The following is a 17,061-nucleotide window of genomic DNA, read 5'->3' on the forward strand; positions in this document are numbered from 1 at the left end:
TTCATCCTGAGCCAGGATCGAACTCTCCGTCCAAATATGTTTGGGCCTCGAGCCCGTCCGGTCCTCTCAGTCATCGCTGATCGGTTCCGTTCGATTCATATGGTTCTGTTAGATAGGAAAAGGAATTCTCGGGGCCGCCTCTCGGCGGCCTTGCGAAAAACGAATCCAAGTCAGACCATTTCAAATGGTTCGATGTCTGCCCGGATGCGACACATCTGGTGTGTCCATCCTCGCAGTATCCGGTTCTCAAGGTGCACGCCTGCGCGTCTCATCCGGTCCGACCGGGCCGCGCGGCAAGGAGATATATTGCCAGACCGCGAAGCGATGTGGGACGTCAATTCCACTCTTCATAAGTCCTACACAATATATCGCTTTCTATATAAGTAATAGAAAGGCTGGTGCAGAAATACTGCACGTATCAGATGATGACCCTTCGGTTAAGAGATATATAAAGATCGGTCACCTGTAAGTGTCTATCTACCCGCGCTTTTGCTATATAAACCAGCGCCTTAGATAAAAAGAGGGAGCGCCGCGCACAGCGCGACACTCCCCTAGCGATTCAAGAGAATCAATTAGGCCTCGAGAGCCTTCTTGGCGATGGTAGCCAGCTCGTTGAAAGACTCGATGTCCTCGTAAGCCATCTGAGCCAGGACCTTGCGGTCGAGCTCGATACCGGCGACCTTCAGGCCGTGCATGAACTGAGAGTAAGAGATGTCGTTCAGGCGAGCAGCAGCGTTGATACGGGTGATCCAGAGAGAGCGAATCTCGCGCTTCTTATTGCGGCGGTCACGGTACTGATACTGCAGAGAGTGCTGGACCTGCTCTTTAGCATGCTTGTAAGTACGCGAAGCGGCACCGTAGTAACCCTTCGCACGGTGCATAACGGTACGGCGCTTCTTCTTGGCGGCAACAGCGCGCTTAATACGTGCCATGTTCTATCAACTCCTAGACGGTTAAACGAAAAACGGGAACGCTAACTTAGGCGAGACGCGACTTGATGACCTTGCGGTCGGCAGCGGCGATCTCGGTCTCCTGACGGAAGCCACGCTTACGCTTGGTGGACTTCTTGCTCAGGATGTGGCTCTTGAAAGCCTTGGCGCGCATAAGCTTGCCGGTACCAGTCTTGCGGAAACGCTTCTTGGTGCCGCTGTGGGACTTCATCTTAGGCATGAAATACTCCTTAATCGGTTACAGAACACTAGTTACTTAGTATCACTTGCCGCTTTATCCTCATCAAAGGCGCCCTTAATCGGGGCGAGCAGCATAAGCATGTTACGGCCTTCCATCTTAGGCTTGGACTCGACCGTAGCGTAAGGCTTAAGATCCTCGGCGAGACGCTCGAGAACGTTAAGACCCTGCTCCGGGTGAGCCATCTCACGGCCGCGGAACATGATGGTGATCTTAACGCGTGCGCCCTTCTTGAGGAAACGCAGAACGTGGCCCTTCTTGGTCTCGTAGTCGCCAACGTCGATCTTGGGTCGGAACTTCATTTCCTTAACCTCGACCTTGGACTGGTTCTTACGAGCAGCCTTGGCCTTCATGGCCTGCTGGTACTTGAACTTACCGTAGTCCATGACCTTGCAGACCGGCGGCTCCGCGTTGGGAGCGATCTCGACAAGGTCGAGACCCTGATCGTCGGCGACGCGCTGGGCATCGCGGATGGCGAACAGGCCGAGCTGAGAGCCATCGACGCCAATCAAACGGCACGAAGATGCAGTGATCTCGTCGTTGATGCGGGTGTCATCAGACTTAGCTATTTTCCCTACCTCCATTCATAAAAAAATAACCCGGCGCTTTTTTGCAACCAGGTCGTACACATAGACATCCTCGATATGAGGAAGAGAATCTAAGTTGTATGACCAGTCAGCTGCTCATTGGCGCCAAAAGGTGGGAACCCTCGGGTTCCTCTTTAGGGCATTGCGGAAACAACGCCTTGGCGATAATAACACGTACCGCTCGTTATCACATTACGTACACGAAAAAGGGGGCCTCGACCCCCTTGAACGCTCTTTTGCATGTATGGTGCCCGAGGCGAGACTCGAAGGGCCTTCGCTTCGCGAAGCCCCGGGCTTCGGGCGCATGGCGCCCTCGCCACGCTCCGCTACAAACAGGCCACAGGCCTGTTTGCTTAACGCTCCGCGCGCTCACGCGAGTTCGGCACGAAAAAGGGGGCCTCGACCCCCTTGAACGCTCTTTTGCATGTATGGTGCCCGAGGCGAGACTCGAACTCGCACGTTGTTGCCAACGGTGGATTTTGAGTCCACTGCGTCTGCCAATTCCGCCACTCGGGCACGTATTGCGTGAGTTAGTTTATCACAGCTTTCCGTAGATTAGTCCGAAAATGGAACTTCGAGCATTTCGATGAGTTCGACCGTGCGGAGCATCTCGCGCTGACGGCATCCGCGACCGTCGACCGAGGCCTCGCCCATCTGGTTATCGTAGGGGTCCTCACGCATACCGTCAAAGACGGGTTCAAACTCTGCCTGGAACCGACAGTTTGCCACCATGCGCCATGGATCGAGGTTGCCAAAGTAGTGGCGGCGGCGCCATTCCTCCCCCATCCTGCGTGCCGAGGATCCAAACGAGACATCGGCGTTAAGCCAACCCGTCTGCGGTGTATAGAACTCCGCCCAGTCATGCGAGCCCACCGAGTCGGGCGCAACGTACAGGCCGCTCTGCCAACGTGCGGGCACGCCGGCGATGCGGCACATGGTGATAAACGTGAGTGCCATAACACCGCAGTCACCGCGAAGCGAATGCGCGCAGTCATCGGCGATAGAGCCCAGAAGCAGATACGGTGGCTGGTATCGATAGTCGATATGATGCGTCAAATAATCATAGATAGCCCGAGCGCGGTCGAGCTGATCCTCGAGACCATCGATAACATGTTCGGTCAGCTGCTGCAGATACGGCGTGAATGCAATATGCGGTCGGTCCTCGGAAATATCCTTGGGCAGCGGCGCGTCCATACACGGATGCGCCGGAAGCGCTCCCCCGTAGATATCGCAATAAGCGGCATCAATCAGATAACGATAGGTCACTGAGAACGATCGATCAGCCGAGGAAACCCACGAGGCGGTACGCGCCAAAGCGTTCGCGGGAGCAAGGACCCCCTCCGGCGTCATATCGAGAATCTCGATATGAGACTGCTGGCGGCAGGCTGCGGCAACGGGAAGCCACGCGCGAACGGCCTCCCCCTCCAGAGCACCGGGAACAGACACGGATGCTTTAAGCGTAATGGCACGAGACAGCCCGCCCTGTGATTCCATCTTCTTAAGCATCTGGTTGCGCAGCGCAGTTCCATCCGTAGAATCGGGACGCAGGCCCGGAACCTCCTTGGGATACACACGCAAAGAATCAAGGAAGTTGTCGAGAACGAACAGTTCACCATCGATAAAGCGCCAGTCGATGCGTTTGCGATCGATTAGGTCGTCAAACTGATCCTCGGTAAACTCCGGCCACTCCTCGCGGATCATCGCAATAGCCTGATCGCGCGACACCGAAAAATGAAACGACGTCTCGATCATGCGATACCGCTCGGCACGAACGCAAGCGGCCAACGAGGGATCAGGGCTCTGCTCCAAAAGACGGTCGCAAGCCGCAACAGCCTGCGCCAGGTACCCGGCGTCCTTGAGACGAAGGATCTCAGGTGGCAATCCAATGTCGAGATGCCGGAAATCATCACAACAAACATCAACAGAGCAACCAACGGGGCCCTCGGCAACAACCTTTCCATCGGCAGGCAAAACATTAACGACAGCCATAACCACTCCCACGCAGAACGACAACCCGAGACCATTGTACCGACATAAAAAGAAAGCCCCAACAAGGGAGCCATCAACACCGCTGAACGGTAGTCAAATAAATAATTCAGCCCAGTAACCCTGTAGCGAGTTAACGAAGGAGGCCCCGTTTCCCCGGAGCTGATTCCATCGCGCGACTTCTGGCGAAGCCAGGTGAGCGCGAGGGAAACAGCGTAGGGGAAACGGGGCCTCCGGCGGGAAGTTAAACCGCTACTTACGCCTTGTTGACGGAGCCAAACTCCTCCATGAGCTCCTTGGTGCGGGCAACGATGGCCTCGCGACCGGGCTTCAGGAGCTTGCGGGGGTCATAGCCCTTGCCCTGCTGATCCTTGCCAGCCTCAACGTACTCACGCGTGGCGGCAGCGAAGACAAGCTGCAGGTCGGTGTTGACGTTGATCTTGGAGATGCCCAGGGAGATGGCCTTCTTGATCTGATCCTCGGGGATGCCGGTACCACCGTGCAGAACGAGGGGCAGGTCGCCGGTCTGAGCCTTGATCTCGCTCAGACGCTCGAAGGAAAGACCGGCCCAGTCGGCGGGATACACGCCGTGGATGTTGCCGATGCCGCAGGCGAGGAAGTCGACGCCCAGGTCAGCAATCTGCTTGCACTCAGCGGGGTCAGCGAGCTCGCCGTTGGAAGTCACGCCGTCCTCGGTGCCGCCGATGCCGCCGACCTCGGCCTCGATGGACATGCCCTTGGAATGGGCAAGCTCAACGAGCTCCTTGGTGCGATCGAGGTTAAGCTGGAAGGTTTCCTCGTGAGAGCCGTCATACATGATGGACGTGAAGCCGGCCTCGATGCACTTGAAGCAGTCCTCGTAAGAACCGTGATCGAGGTGAAGGGCGACGGGAACGGTAACACCCGTGGCCTCGACGGCAGCCTTGACCATGTCGGCGCAGACCTTGAAACCGCCCATCCACTTAGCGGCACCAGCGGTGCACTGAAGGATCAGCGGAGACTTGGCCTCCTCGGCGGCCTGGAGAATAGCCAGAGTCCACTCGAGGTTGTTGGTGTTGAAGGCACCGAGAGCATACTTGCCGGCCTCGGCCTTCTTGAGCATGTCTGCTGCGTTGACGAGCATAAAAGAAACCTCCTGTAAGGTTGCTCCGATAACGCATGAGATTTTACCACGGCGTACCCGAGCGTAAACGTTCGTTTGTTCACGAATATCGTCCAAACAGACTTTTTTTGACCGTTTGCCCTACGGAATCGGCCCGTTGGGGAAAATATCTTGACGTTTGGACACTTCTCGTGCTTAAGCAGCTGACTACAAAGCTACATCTGCATGAAAGGGTTCTGCATGAGCTCGCGCGCCATAGTGGTCGAATCACCATGCCCCGTTAAACAAACGGTATCGGCTGGAAGCAGCTGGGCGAGCTTGGAGAGCGAGCGCAGAATCGCCGCCTCGTCTCCACCGGCGAGATCGGTGCGGCCGTGGCTGCCCGGGAACAGTGTGTCGCCAACAAAGGCGATGCTTCCCTGCTCGGTGGCGGCGAACAAGACAATGCCACCCGGTGTGTGACCGGGCGTCTCGATCACCTGCAGGCAGATATCACCCAATCCAATCGTATCGCCCTCAGCAAGCAATCGCGTCGGCTCGCCCGGATCGGGCGTATCGATGCCCCACATCGCTCGCTGCTCCTCGATATTCTCACGAGATACCAACACGTCCTTCGCACCTAACTCATATAGGAAACCCTTACCGACGGCGGCTCGCGCTCCGGCAACGCCACCTACGTGATCGGCATGGCCATGGGTGCAGACAGCGCCTAGCACGTGCGCGTCAGGATGCTTGGCATAGATATATTCCACAAGACGCTCACCTTCCCAGGCCGGATCGATAATCAGGCATTCGCCGCTCGAGATTACGGCGTAACTGTTGGTCTGAATGGGGCCGTTTACAAGCGCCTCAATCGAAGCCGTACCCCGAGGGGTTAAGTCCAAAGCCGCAGTGACCATGAGCACGTCCTCCTTCTACAAGCGTCGAGGCATCAAACGATGCCTCGAACGTAGCCAATATCATTACCGTTGTGCGTTCGTCACGCCTATACGCGACGCTTAAGCTGAGCCCCACCCTCGCCAGGCATCAGACGGCGTGCGTCATAGACCGAGTCGACACTGCTGATGGATGCCAGCAGCGGATCCAGACCGCTCGCGTCCGAAATCTCGACCATAAAGCGCAGGGTCGCAATGCCCTCGCGGTTGGTCGAGGTAGCGGCGGAAAGGATATTTCCGCCTGCATCGCCAATGGCGATGGTGACATCCTTGAGCAAGCCCATACGATCCAAGCACTCGACCACGATCTCGACCTGGAAAAGCGTATCGGCAGCACCATCCCACTCCACGTCAATCATGCGCTCGGGGTGTTCCATGAGACCCTTGACGTTGGGGCAGTTGGCACGATGCACCGAGACGCCTCGACCGCGCGTGATAAAGCCCACGATGTCGTCGCCCGTCACCGGATTGCAGCAATGCGCCAGACGAACCAGCAGGCCGCTGTTGCTCTCGCCCTTGACGATAATGCCGTTACTTGCACTCTTGCCACGCTTTTGCGGTTTGCGGTTGGAACCGCGGGCAGGCTGCTTGACGACCTCAGCGATGGCTTCGGCCTTGGTGAGCTGCTCCTCGGGCTTGGGATCCAAGATTTGCTCGACCTTATTGCCCACAGCACGCGGGGCGACCTTGCCCGCGCCAACGGCTGCGAACAAGTCCTCGAGTTGCTTGAAGTTAAACTGCTCCGCCACGGCATTGAGTGCACGCGTGGATCGCGGCGTAGAGATGCCGTACCCGCGCTTGCGCAGGTCCTTGGCCAGCATATCGCGACCGGCAGCAGCGTCATCGTCTTTGGTCGCAGCGGCGAAGTAACGGCGAATCTTTGACTTGGCCGAAGGCGTCTTGACGATCTTGAGCCAATCGCGCGACGGCTTGGAGCTCTTGTTAGTCAGGATCTCGACACGGTCACCCGTCTTGATTTCGTGCGTGAGCGGGGCCACCGCACCGTTGATTTTGGCGCCGACACAGTGGTTGCCGACCTCGGTATGAACAGCGTAGGCAAAGTCGAGCGGTGTAGAGCCCGCACGAAGCGCCATGACCTCACCCTTGGGCGTAAAGACAAAAATCTCCTGGTCAAACAGGTCGACCTTCAGTGAGTGCAGATATTCTTTGGCATCGGTGATCTCGTCAGAGGCTGCCCAATCGAGCGAGTGCTTGAGCCAGTTAATCTGATCGTCCAGACGCTGTGCGTCGTTGGTCTTGGAGGCAGACGATCCGCCCGATTTCTTATATAGCCAGTGGGCGGCGATGCCGTACTCGGCCTGCTCGTGCATCTCGTAGGTTCGAATCTGAATCTCGAGCGGACGGGCCGTGGGGCCGATAACCGTCGTATGGAGCGATTGGTAGTTATTGACCTTGGGCATGGCGATATAGTCTTTAAAACGACCGGGCATGGGATGCCACAAAGTATGCACGGCACCAAGCGTGGAATAGCAATCGCGCACCGAATGGGTGATGACGCGCAGCGCCACCAGATCATAAATCTCGGAGAACTCCTTGCCCTTGCGCTTCATCTTTTGATAGATGGACCAATAGTGCTTGGAACGACCGTTGATCTGAAAACCCTCAAGGCCAATGCGGTCGAGCTCATCGGTAAGCGTCTTGATAGTCTCGGCCAGAAAGCGTTCGCGAACCTCGCGTGACTCTGCCACCATGCGGGCGATGCGCTGGTAAGCGTCGGGTTCAAGGTAGAAGAAGGACAGATCCTCGAGTTCCCACTTGATAGAGCTCATGCCCAGGCGGTCGGCCAGGGGCGCATACACATCCATGGTCTCGCGCGCCTTAAACAGGCGGCGGTCCTCGCGCAGGGCGGCAAGCGTGCGCATATTATGCAGGCGGTCGGCGAGTTTGACGATGATGACGCGAATGTCCTTGGACATGGCGAGGAACATCTTGCGCAGCGTAAGCGCCTGCTTTTCGTCCATGTTGTCGACTTCGATGTTGGTGAGCTTGGTCACGCCGTCGACGAGCTCTGCCACGGTTTCGCCAAACAGACCCGAAACATCGGCAAGCGAGGTATCGGTATCCTCGACGGTATCGTGCAGCAATGCAGCGCACACCACATCGCAGTCCATCTTAAGGTCGGCCAAAATGATAGCCACCTCGACGGGATGGTTAATGTACATCTCACCCGAGCGCCGCTTTTGGTTGCAGTGCTTCTCGGCAGCAAAGCAGTAGGCCTGCTCCACCTTGGAGAAGTCATCCTCACTCATATATTTAAGGCACAGGCGCTCCAGCTTGTCGTAGCTGTCCGCCATAATCTCGGGCGGCAGATCATCGGCATGCGTATAGTGCTCCATCTCCGAAAAGGGCTGGAGGGCGGAATCATGGGCGGTACGGGCTGCGGCATCCATCGAGGTCCCCTTCCCTAGGCCCGCGGTACGATCGGGCGGTTAATTTTGGTAAGCATATCAGAAGCGCACGAATCGAGTGCCCAACTCCGGAAAGCCGAGAACTCCATGCGCGAGCGCAAGCCCTCCAAATAGCGGATCGACCTGCTCAACTGCACGCGCCCGGGGTTTTCGGTCATCGCGATGCGACGGGTATCGTCAAACCCCGAAACGTGACAGAAACCGAGCTCTTCGAAGATTCCCAAGCCGCTTGCCACCGAACGCTCATCGACCGGCGTGCGCGCGTCGATTGCAAGGCACATCTGCGCAATGTCGATATCGCTTGCGCAGAATGAATCGTCCCCCGTCTTGCCACGATTGGAGCGCCACATGGTCTGCAGCGCCCGATAGAGCGTGACAAGCTCATCGCGCTCGGGCGCGTAACAATCGAGCAGGCGCTCATTAATACGAGCGTCACGAGACGAATAGAGCAGGTGAATCACGGCAGGCTGCCCATCGCGGCCGGCACGGCCACTCATCTGGTTAAACTCAATCGCGCCAAACGGCATGTGGTAGAGCACGACATGGCGGATATCGGGCAGGTTGACGCCCTCACCGAAGGCCGAGGTTGAAACGATGCAGCTCAGGCTGCCATCTCGAAACGCCTCCTCGACGCGTCGGCGATCGGAACGCGCAAGCCCGGCGTTATAGAACGCGATATGGGTCGCGCAGTCGGGCACACGTTTGCGCAACGTCTTGGCAAGCGCCACGGACTGGTCGCGCGAGTTCACGTAGATGACGGTCTTCTCCCCCGTCGCAACGATCGAAACCAGGCGATTTTCACGGCTCGCAAGGTCACGATCGTCCTCGAGTTGTAGGTTCTCGCGAACGGTCTCGTCGACCACCGTGCTGGTAATCGGCAATACGCGAGCAAGCTCTGCCACAACTGGAGCCGTCGCGGTAGCCGTTGCCGCCATGACAACGGGGTCGCCCAGGGCTTTAAGAATATCGGGCATATCGAGGTATGCACTCCGGTCACCACCCTTAGCAAGACCGGCATGGTGCGCCTCATCGATAACAACGAAGCCAATACGTCCAGAACGCGCAAATCGATCGCGGTGGATAGACAAGAACTCGGGCGTCGTGAGAACGATACCGGTGCGACCCGAAGCAAGGCCGGCGAACACGTCATCGCGTACGGCCTCCACGGTCTCGCCAGTCAGCACGCCGACACCAATGCCGAGCGCGGCCATCGTCGAGGAAAGGTGATAGGCCTGATCGGCAACGAGCGAACGCAGAGGATAGACAAAAATACTCGCACGCCCGCGAAGAACCGCCTCGCGCGCGGCATGCACATGGAAAATCAGAGACTTGCCACGCCCCGTCCCCATAACGGCCAAAACGCTCTGATGGTCGGCAAGCGCGTCGAGTGCCTCGACCTGCGCGCGATGCGGCTGGTTCGAGCCGATAAAGCTATGGATAAGCGAGCGCGTGAGCTCGGTATAAGAAAGCTGGGCGAGCGTCTCGCGTTTACGCGACTCCAGGCGCAGACCAGAATCCGCCGGTTGCACGCCGCGGCGAAGCTCACATGCCGGATCGTCGATATTGGGCGCCGCGGTATCGCGCACCAAGACATCTTTGATCATGAGCTTGGGCTTCACACGTCCCTGCCAATGCTCGGCCACGGCCTCGAACACCAAGTCGACGGCGCTGTCGCAATTGATGAGCCTATCGATCTGCGGCACGCGGAACATGATGGCCGGCACACTCGCGGCACCATCGGTCGCCACAAAGCGCATGTGCTCGCCGGTTTTGCCCACCACGGCGCGATCGCACATCGTCACGCCCTCGGCGGCCAGAAGCGGCACCTTATTGCCCTGGCCAAACGGCTCAAGACGGGAAATTTGCTCGATGGTCTCGATATTTAGCTCGGAGAGATCAACGGTGGCGGCAACCTCGTCAGTGTCCTCAAAGTCCTCGGCGGGAAGCTCCGATAGCACGGCCGAAAGGCGACGGCGGAACTCATCGAGCTTGGATGCCTCGATGGTCACACCCACCGCACCGGCATGCCCGCCGCGACGAATCAGCAGGTCGGAGCAACGCTCGACGGCGTCGAACAGGTTGATCTTGCCCACCGAGCGGCCCGATCCGCGCGCAACGCCATCCTCGATCGAGAAGAGTAGCGCCGGCACGTGATAGCGATTGGTCAAGCGGCTCGCCACGATGCCCTTGACGCCCTCGTGCCAGCCCTCGCCGCCCACGACGATTGCGCGCCCGCCGTCATAAGTCTCCTCGACCTTCGCCATGGCATCGCGCGTAAGCTCGGCCTCGATCTCGCGGCGTTGGCGATTGATTTCCTCGAGCTCGGCGGCAAGCGCGCTCGCTTCGATGGGGTCGCGGGCAAGCAGCAGGTCGAGCGCCAGCTTGGGATCGGCCATGCGGCCGGCAGCATTCAGACGGGGGATGAGCGAAAACGACAAGCCGTCGGCCGTAATGGTAGAAAGGTCGGCCTTGGCAAGTGCGGCAAGCGCGATATAGCCGGGACGGGCCGTCGCGCGCATCTGCTGGATGCCCTCGGCGACCAGTGCGCGATTCTCGGGCGTAAGCGGCATCATGTCGGACACGGTGCCCAGCGCCGCGACCTCTATCAGCGAACGCCAATACGACGGCTTGCCCAAACGCTCGCCCAGGACCTGCACCAGCTTGAGTGCCACGCCGGCACCGGCAAGCTCGCGCGAGGGACCCTTGTCCTCGAGCTTGGGGTCGGTCAGGGGCACGCCCTGCGGCACCTGGTCGGACGGCTCGTGATGGTCCGTGACCACCAAATCGATCCCCAGGCTCTCCAGATAGGAGGCCTCTTCCTTGGCGGCAATGCCGTTATCGACGGTCACGATCAGCTGGGGGCGAGCGAGCTCGTTAACGCGGTCGAGCGCCGCACGCGACAGGCCGTAGCCCTCGTCAAAACGATGCGGAATAAACGGCGTGACGTTGGCGCCAAACGAACGCAGCGCCTCGGTCAACAGACAAGTCGACGTAATGCCGTCGACGTCAAAATCGCCAAAGACGGCGATGCGCTCGTGGCTGCGAATAGCACGCTCAACGCGGTCGACGACGACCGCCATACCCGGAATAACGAGCGGGTCCGCCCAGTCGCGATCGAGCGAAGGCGTCAGAAAAAGCTGGCCTTCCTCGATGGATGTAATGCCGTGCGCAACCATAATGCGCGCCACCAGCCCGGGTATGCCCAGGCCAGCCGAAAGCTCCTTTTCGAGCTCGGGGTTTTGCTGAGCGACCGCCCAGCGATGCGTTGTCTTAAGCGATGACAAAGGCGCCCACCCCCGATAGGGGCAGGTCGCCGCGATACCTCTCACGGTTCATAGCGATGAGTCCTCTGTGTATGCCCGCTTCGGCAGGCAGATCTGTTGAACGGATTTATTATACCGTGCGGCGCGGACGCACAACGTCCAGCACGCCGTGGTTTCGATAAACGAGGGCGGTAATACCCTCGAAATAATCGGGCGTTTCAGCCACACGGACGCATGCGAGCGTCTAGCATATCCATTCAAAACGGATTCACGAGCAAAGGGAGTCACAAGCGCATATGAAGCAATGGGTTGGACTGGGTAAGTTCCTCGCGGGGCATATGCAGATCATCGTTCCGATTTGCGTGACGCTTGGCGTGTTCTTTCCCCAGCAGATCGGCGTACTCAAGCCCATCGTCCCCACCCTGTTTGCCTTTATGACGTTCCAAGGTGCCCTCAGCAACACCTTCCATCAGGTAGCCGAAGTATTCCGCCGTCCGCTGCACCTGATTTTGGCGCTGCTGGTCTCGGCGGTGCTTATTCCCATAACAGCCTATGCCATGGGGTCGCTGTTCTTTGGCTCCAACCCCAACCTAGTCTGCGGTATCGTGCTCGAGTACAGCGTACCTGTGGCAGTCACTGCCTTTATGTGGATTAGCATGTTCGGCGGCAACGGCCCGCTCGCGCTCACCATCATCCTGACGTCCTCGGTTATCTCTCCCGTTACGATTCCGCTCACGCTTAAGCTCTTGCTGGGCGCCACCGTCTCGATCGACGTGCCGGGCATGATGAAGAACATGGCCTTCATGATCGCTATCCCCGCCCTGCTCGGCATCGTGATTAACGAACTCACGCGCGGATGGGGACACGAGAAGCTCTCCCCCGCGCTCTCGCCCGCCTGCAAGTTCATGATGATGGGTGTTATCGCGTCGAACTCCACCGCCATGAGCGAGTACGTGCTGCACATGAACGCGGTGCGCTTGGAAGTCGCCCTCTTTATTTTGATCTTCGCCATCAGCGGCTTTGTCGTCGGTATTCTGGTCGCCCGCGCACTGCATCTGCCGTATAGCGAAACGACTACCATGTGCTTTACCTGCGGCATGCGCAACATCTCTTCGGGCGCCGTCATCGCCACGCAATACTTTCCGGGCGAAGTCGTATTTCCCGTCATGTGCGGAACGCTGTTTCAGCAGGTACTTGCCTCGCTTATCGGGCATCTCTTTGAGCGTCTAACCGGCGAGGAGCGCGCTGCCCAGCGCAAGCGCGTCGAGGCCGGCCGCGACGCCATGGCACGCTAGGCTGTCCGCATTACGCGGGTGTTAGTCTTGCTATATGAGCGTTTCCAGATGCGCGCGCAGACGCTCAGCATCGATATCGAGCGTCGTCTCGGCATTGACCTGGACCAAACGATAGCCGACAAAGTAGGGCGAAACCACCCAACGCGGCAGCGCCTTGGCAATGGTCCGACCGCCCAGGTGATAGAAGAACAAGTTGTACGAATCTGCACGGCCACCGTGGTGCTCGTTTAGGATATAACGCAGAGCTACCTGGATCACATCGGCGAAGAGATCCGCCTCGGCTTGGTCCCGCGTGTCATCGCTGGCGGCGATTCCCCGCGGAGCTGAAACGTTGACCTCAAAGAACCCCATAATCGGTTCGGTTGAGATGTTGACCGCAATTCTCCCCTGTTGCCAGACATTGATGCCTTCGAAATTGGCGGAAGTCAGCGAAGCATAGCCATCTTCCTGCTCCAAACCCACAATCTGCATGTGCGGATGAACGAGACTACCGCCCGAGAGCGGACCCTTGTTCTTGTACATGAGCACGCTTCGATACTGCTGTGAATCGATCATCTGCTGCCAGCAACCCAGGGCAAACCGCATCACATGATGCAGCTCGTCCGGCGCATAGGTCACCAGATCTGCGTCGTGGTCGGCCGACTCGATCAGCACGGTTTGACGGGTGGCGCGCAGGGTCTTGAACTTATTCTCGAGCCAGATACAGTCACCGTCGCGCCGGATGATATTGGCGAGTTCCTCGGTATCGCAAAAGGGGCACGCGGTGCCAGGGCGCCGGTTGTCGTCGGGCTTCCCGCTCGCCTGCTCAACGTCAAATACCAGGGGCACGGGTTATACCTCCAGCGGCACGATCTTGGTGCCATGGAGCTCGGAGACGCCCAGTGCCGTAGCCACGGTATCGCGGTTGGCCGTGGAAATGCCGCCGCCGGGAAGGATGGTCAGGCGATCGTTCGCGTAGTCGATAAGGTGCGACAGATGCTCCAGGTTGTCCTCAATCGGCGTGCCGGCGGCACCGCCATGCGTCAGGATGCGCGTTATGCCGCAGTCGGCGAGCGTGTCAATCGCGTCGAGCTGAGCCTCGGGCGAGAGCTGGTCAAACGCCATGTGAAAGGTGATGTCGATGGGCTCGCGCTTGCACTCCTCGGTCGCGCAGCCCGCAGCCATCACAAGGGCGCCCAACGCAAGTTCATCGAGCGCCCATCCACCGGCACAAGGCTTGCAGCAGCCAAAGACCAAGCCATCGACGCCGGCACTTACGGCAAGGCCCAAGTCCATCTCCATCATGCGCAGCTCGTCCTGGTTGTAGTGAAAGTCGCCGCCACGCGGACGGATCATGCACATCACCCGTGCATCGTGCTCGCGAGCATAGCTGGTCGTAGCGCTGATAACGCCGGCCGAGGGCGTGGTGCCTCCAACCGCAAGGTTGTCGCACAGCTCAATGCGTCCCGCACCGGCCGCAATGGCCGCCGGCACCCGCTCAAAGTTCTCGGCACAAAACTCGTACAGCATAGATAGACCCCCAGATGACACTTGAATTTCCACACGGCATTGTCGCACTTTAAATACCAAGCCAACGGATCATTTCAAAAGGGGCGCTGACCGAGTTGGTCAGCGCCCCTATTACTGGATGGATTAACCACCAAGATAAGCTTTGCGAACGTTGTCGTCGTGCAGCAGCTCTTGGCCGGTGCCGGTCATGGTGATCTTGCCGGTCTCGAGCACGTAGCCGCGTGTGGCGATGGAAAGCGCCATCTGCGCGTTCTGCTCGACCAGGAGCACCGTGGTGCCGGCCTTGTGCAAATCCTCGACAATCTGGAAGATCTGCTCGATCAGGATCGGCGCCAGACCCATGGAGGGTTCGTCGAGCATGAGCAGCTTGGGGTTACTCATAAGGGCACGACCCATAACGAGCATCTGCTGCTCGCCGCCCGAAAGGGTGCCGGCCACCTGGCGACGGCGTTCCTTCAGGCGCGGGAACTGCTCGTAAACACGTTCGAGGCCCGGGGCAACCGTGGACTTGGGCTGTGTATAGGCACCCATCTCCAGGTTCTCCTCGACCGTCATCTGCAAAAAGGCACGACGCCCCTCGGGTACCTGAGACAGGCCCTTGCCAACCAGCTTGTCGGCGGGCGTATGGATAATGTCCTCGCCCATAAACTTGATGGAGCCGGTCTTGGAGCGCAGCAGGCCCGAGACAGTCTTGAGCGTCGTGGACTTGCCGGCGCCGTTAGCGCCAATCAGGGCAACGATCTCGCCCTCGTTAACGTTAAAGGAGATGTCCTTAATGGCGTGGATGGCGCCGTACCAGACGTTGATGTTGTAGACGGAAAGCATCGGCTCTGCCATTTAGTTCTCCCCCTTATCCTGCTTGCCCAGATAAGCCTCAATAACGGCTTCGTTGTTCTGGATTTCCTCGGCCGTGCCCTTGGCGATGACCTTGCCAAAGTTAAGCACGCAGATACCCTCGCAAATATTCATGACGAGCGACATGTCGTGCTCGATGAGCATGATGGCAATGCCAAAGGTGTCGCGAATCTTGACGATGTTCGCCATGAGCTCCGCAGTCTCGGACGGGTTCATGCCGGCGGCAGGCTCGTCGAGCAGTAGTAGCTTGGGATTGGTGGCAAGCGCGCGGACGATCTCCAAACGACGCTGAGCGCCGTAAGGCAGCGAGCCGGCCTGCTCGTTTGCCAGATGTTCCATATCAAAGATAGACAGAAGCTCCATGGCGCGCTCATGGGCGGCCTTCTCGTGCTTCCAATACGTCGGCAGGCGCAGCACGCCCTCAAAGCCGGAGTAGCGCTCCTGGTTGTGCAGGCCGACCTTTACGTTGTCCTCCACCGTCATGGTGTTGAACAGGCGGATGTTTTGGAAGGTACGAGCGATACCCATGCGGTTGACCTGGTAGACGGACTTGCCCGAGGTGTCCTCACCGTCGAGCAGGATGGTGCCGTGCGTGGGCTGGTACACCTTGGTGAGCAGGTTGAAGACCGTGGTCTTGCCGGCGCCGTTGGGGCCGATAAGACCGGCGATCTCGGTCTTACCGATGGTCAGGCTAAAGTCGTCGACCGCCTTAAGGCCGCCGAACTCAATGCCCAGGTGGATGCACTCGAGCGCCGGGCGCTCGCCCAGGTCGCGGTCGGGAACGATGGCGCCAGAAGGATACGGGACCATCTTGCCCTTGTTGAACTCAAAATTACTGGGCATCGGTTGCCACCTCCTTCTTGGAAGCAATGCGGTCCTTAATGCGCGCGAAGAACGCCTTGAGCTGCGGGTTGTTAGTAAAGACCATGACCAGAATCAACACGATGGCGTAGATGAGCATGCGGTAGTCCGAGAACTGACGGAGCAGCTCGGGGAGCACCGTGAGCAGCGCCGCCGCGATGACGGAACCGCGCATGTTGCCCAGACCGCCCAGGACCACGAACACCAGAATGAGAATCGACGTGTTGAAGTCGAACTTAGTGGCGGAGAGCTGCGAGAAGTTACCGCCGAAGAGGGCTCCGGCAGCACCGGCGAGAGCGGCGGAGACCACGAAGGCGATCATGCGGTACTGGGTGACGGAGATACCCACGGACTCGGCAGCGATCTTGTTATCGCGCACGGCCATGATGGCACGACCGGTGCGGCTGCGGACCAAGTTGAGCACAATCACGAGCGCAACCATAACCAGGATGGCGCCAGCAAGGAACGTCGAGTAGGTCGAAACACCAGATGCGCCCTGGGCACCCTTGATGATAGCGGTGCCGTCTTCGAGCAGGTGTAGGTCGTCGATCGTGGAATTGCCCGTGATGTTAAAGATCACGTGCAGGCCGCGGGAATCGACGCCCACAATGAGGCAGGTAACGATCTCTTTGATAATCTCGCCAAAGGCCAAGGTTACGATGGCCAGGTAGTCACCGCTCAGGCGAAGAACCGGAATACCGATCAGGAAGCCCAGAATGGCGGCGGCGATAGCGCCGACCACAATGCTGATGATCAGACGCACCGGGTCGGACGGAACGGCGCTCTCCAGCGCGACGGCGGTGACGATTCCCGTATAGGCGCCGACGCTCATAAAACCCGCGTGGCCCAGCGACAAGTCGCCCGCGATGCCGACGACGAGGTTGAGCGAGATGGCCATGACGATATAGGCCGTGATGGGAACCAGCTGACCGACAATCATGCGCGGAATCATGTGGTTAGACTGCATAAAGAACACGATGGCGAACGCCACAACGCACATGGCGTACGTGACAAAGTCGTGACGCGTCTGCTTGTCTGTAAGAAACTTCAT

The 17,061-nt window shown here is 58.7% G+C and carries 14 protein-coding genes and 1 tRNA gene; 1 reads left to right on the plus strand and 14 read right to left on the minus strand.

What is annotated here, in order from left to right; translation table 11 throughout:
- Positions 1–572: 572 nt before the first annotated feature.
- From rplT to recJ, 9 genes are all read right to left on the minus strand, one after another.
- A complete protein-coding gene (gene rplT, locus FYJ40_RS06410) occupies positions 573–932 on the minus strand; it encodes a 50S ribosomal protein L20 (protein WP_006234421.1) in 360 nt (119 codons plus the stop codon).
- A gap of 46 nt (positions 933–978) precedes the next feature.
- Positions 979–1,170, minus strand: coding sequence for a 50S ribosomal protein L35 (gene rpmI / locus FYJ40_RS06415; RefSeq protein ID WP_006234422.1), 192 nt, complete (start codon positions 1,168–1,170; stop codon positions 979–981).
- 32 nt (positions 1,171–1,202) lie between these two features.
- A complete protein-coding gene (gene infC, locus FYJ40_RS06420) occupies positions 1,203–1,772 on the minus strand; it encodes a translation initiation factor IF-3 (protein WP_006234423.1) in 570 nt (189 codons plus the stop codon).
- A gap of 432 nt (positions 1,773–2,204) precedes the next feature.
- A tRNA-Leu gene (locus tag FYJ40_RS06425) sits at positions 2,205–2,291 on the minus strand.
- Positions 2,292–2,330: 39 nt separating this feature from the next.
- Complete coding sequence (locus FYJ40_RS06430) at positions 2,331–3,764, minus strand: transglutaminase-like domain-containing protein (RefSeq protein WP_154517214.1); 1,434 nt, start codon at positions 3,762–3,764, stop codon at positions 2,331–2,333.
- 253 nt (positions 3,765–4,017) lie between these two features.
- Positions 4,018–4,884, minus strand: coding sequence for a class II fructose-1,6-bisphosphate aldolase (fba, locus tag FYJ40_RS06435; RefSeq protein ID WP_154517212.1), 867 nt, complete (start codon positions 4,882–4,884; stop codon positions 4,018–4,020).
- A gap of 194 nt (positions 4,885–5,078) precedes the next feature.
- Positions 5,079–5,762, minus strand: a complete 684-nt coding sequence (locus FYJ40_RS06440) for an MBL fold metallo-hydrolase (RefSeq protein ID WP_154517209.1) — start codon at positions 5,760–5,762, stop codon at positions 5,079–5,081.
- A gap of 86 nt (positions 5,763–5,848) precedes the next feature.
- Positions 5,849–8,209 (minus strand): bifunctional (p)ppGpp synthetase/guanosine-3',5'-bis(diphosphate) 3'-pyrophosphohydrolase, encoded by a 2,361-nt coding sequence (locus tag FYJ40_RS06445; protein ID WP_154517206.1) that lies wholly within the window; start codon positions 8,207–8,209, stop codon positions 5,849–5,851.
- A gap of 14 nt (positions 8,210–8,223) precedes the next feature.
- Complete coding sequence (recJ, locus tag FYJ40_RS06450) at positions 8,224–11,511, minus strand: single-stranded-DNA-specific exonuclease RecJ (RefSeq protein ID WP_154517203.1); 3,288 nt, start codon at positions 11,509–11,511, stop codon at positions 8,224–8,226.
- A gap of 275 nt (positions 11,512–11,786) precedes the next feature.
- Here recJ and FYJ40_RS06455 point away from each other — a divergent pair, with 275 nt between their 5' ends.
- Positions 11,787–12,785 carry a bile acid:sodium symporter family protein gene (locus tag FYJ40_RS06455; protein WP_154517200.1) on the plus strand — a complete coding sequence of 333 codons (999 nt, stop codon included), beginning with the start codon at positions 11,787–11,789 and terminating at the stop codon, positions 12,783–12,785.
- A 30-nt stretch (positions 12,786–12,815) separates the two neighbouring features.
- Here the strand turns inward: FYJ40_RS06455 and FYJ40_RS06460 are convergent, their stop codons facing one another.
- The 5 genes from FYJ40_RS06460 to FYJ40_RS06480 all read right to left on the minus strand — a co-directional run bounded on the left by FYJ40_RS06460 (position 12,816) and on the right by FYJ40_RS06480 (position 17,061).
- A complete protein-coding gene (locus FYJ40_RS06460) occupies positions 12,816–13,613 on the minus strand; it encodes a DUF4931 domain-containing protein (protein WP_370450629.1) in 798 nt (265 codons plus the stop codon).
- Positions 13,614–13,616: 3 nt separating this feature from the next.
- Positions 13,617–14,294 (minus strand): copper homeostasis protein CutC, encoded by a 678-nt coding sequence (locus FYJ40_RS06465; protein ID WP_154517197.1) that lies wholly within the window; start codon positions 14,292–14,294, stop codon positions 13,617–13,619.
- Between the two features lie 123 nt (positions 14,295–14,417).
- Positions 14,418–15,119: an ABC transporter ATP-binding protein gene (locus tag FYJ40_RS06470; protein ID WP_154517240.1), complete on the minus strand. Its 702-nt coding sequence runs from the start codon at positions 15,117–15,119 to the stop codon at positions 14,418–14,420.
- 12 nt (positions 15,120–15,131) lie between these two features.
- On the minus strand, positions 15,132–15,992 hold the full coding sequence (locus FYJ40_RS06475; protein ID WP_154517194.1) for an ABC transporter ATP-binding protein: 861 nt from the start codon (positions 15,990–15,992) through the stop codon (positions 15,132–15,134).
- Complete coding sequence (locus FYJ40_RS06480) at positions 15,982–17,061, minus strand: branched-chain amino acid ABC transporter permease (protein WP_154517191.1); 1,080 nt, start codon at positions 17,059–17,061, stop codon at positions 15,982–15,984. Before FYJ40_RS06480 ends, FYJ40_RS06475 begins: the two co-directional genes overlap by 11 nt.

The organism is Collinsella sp. WCA1-178-WT-3 (M1) (assembly GCF_009696325.1).
Lineage (GTDB): Bacteria > Actinomycetota > Coriobacteriia > Coriobacteriales > Coriobacteriaceae > Collinsella.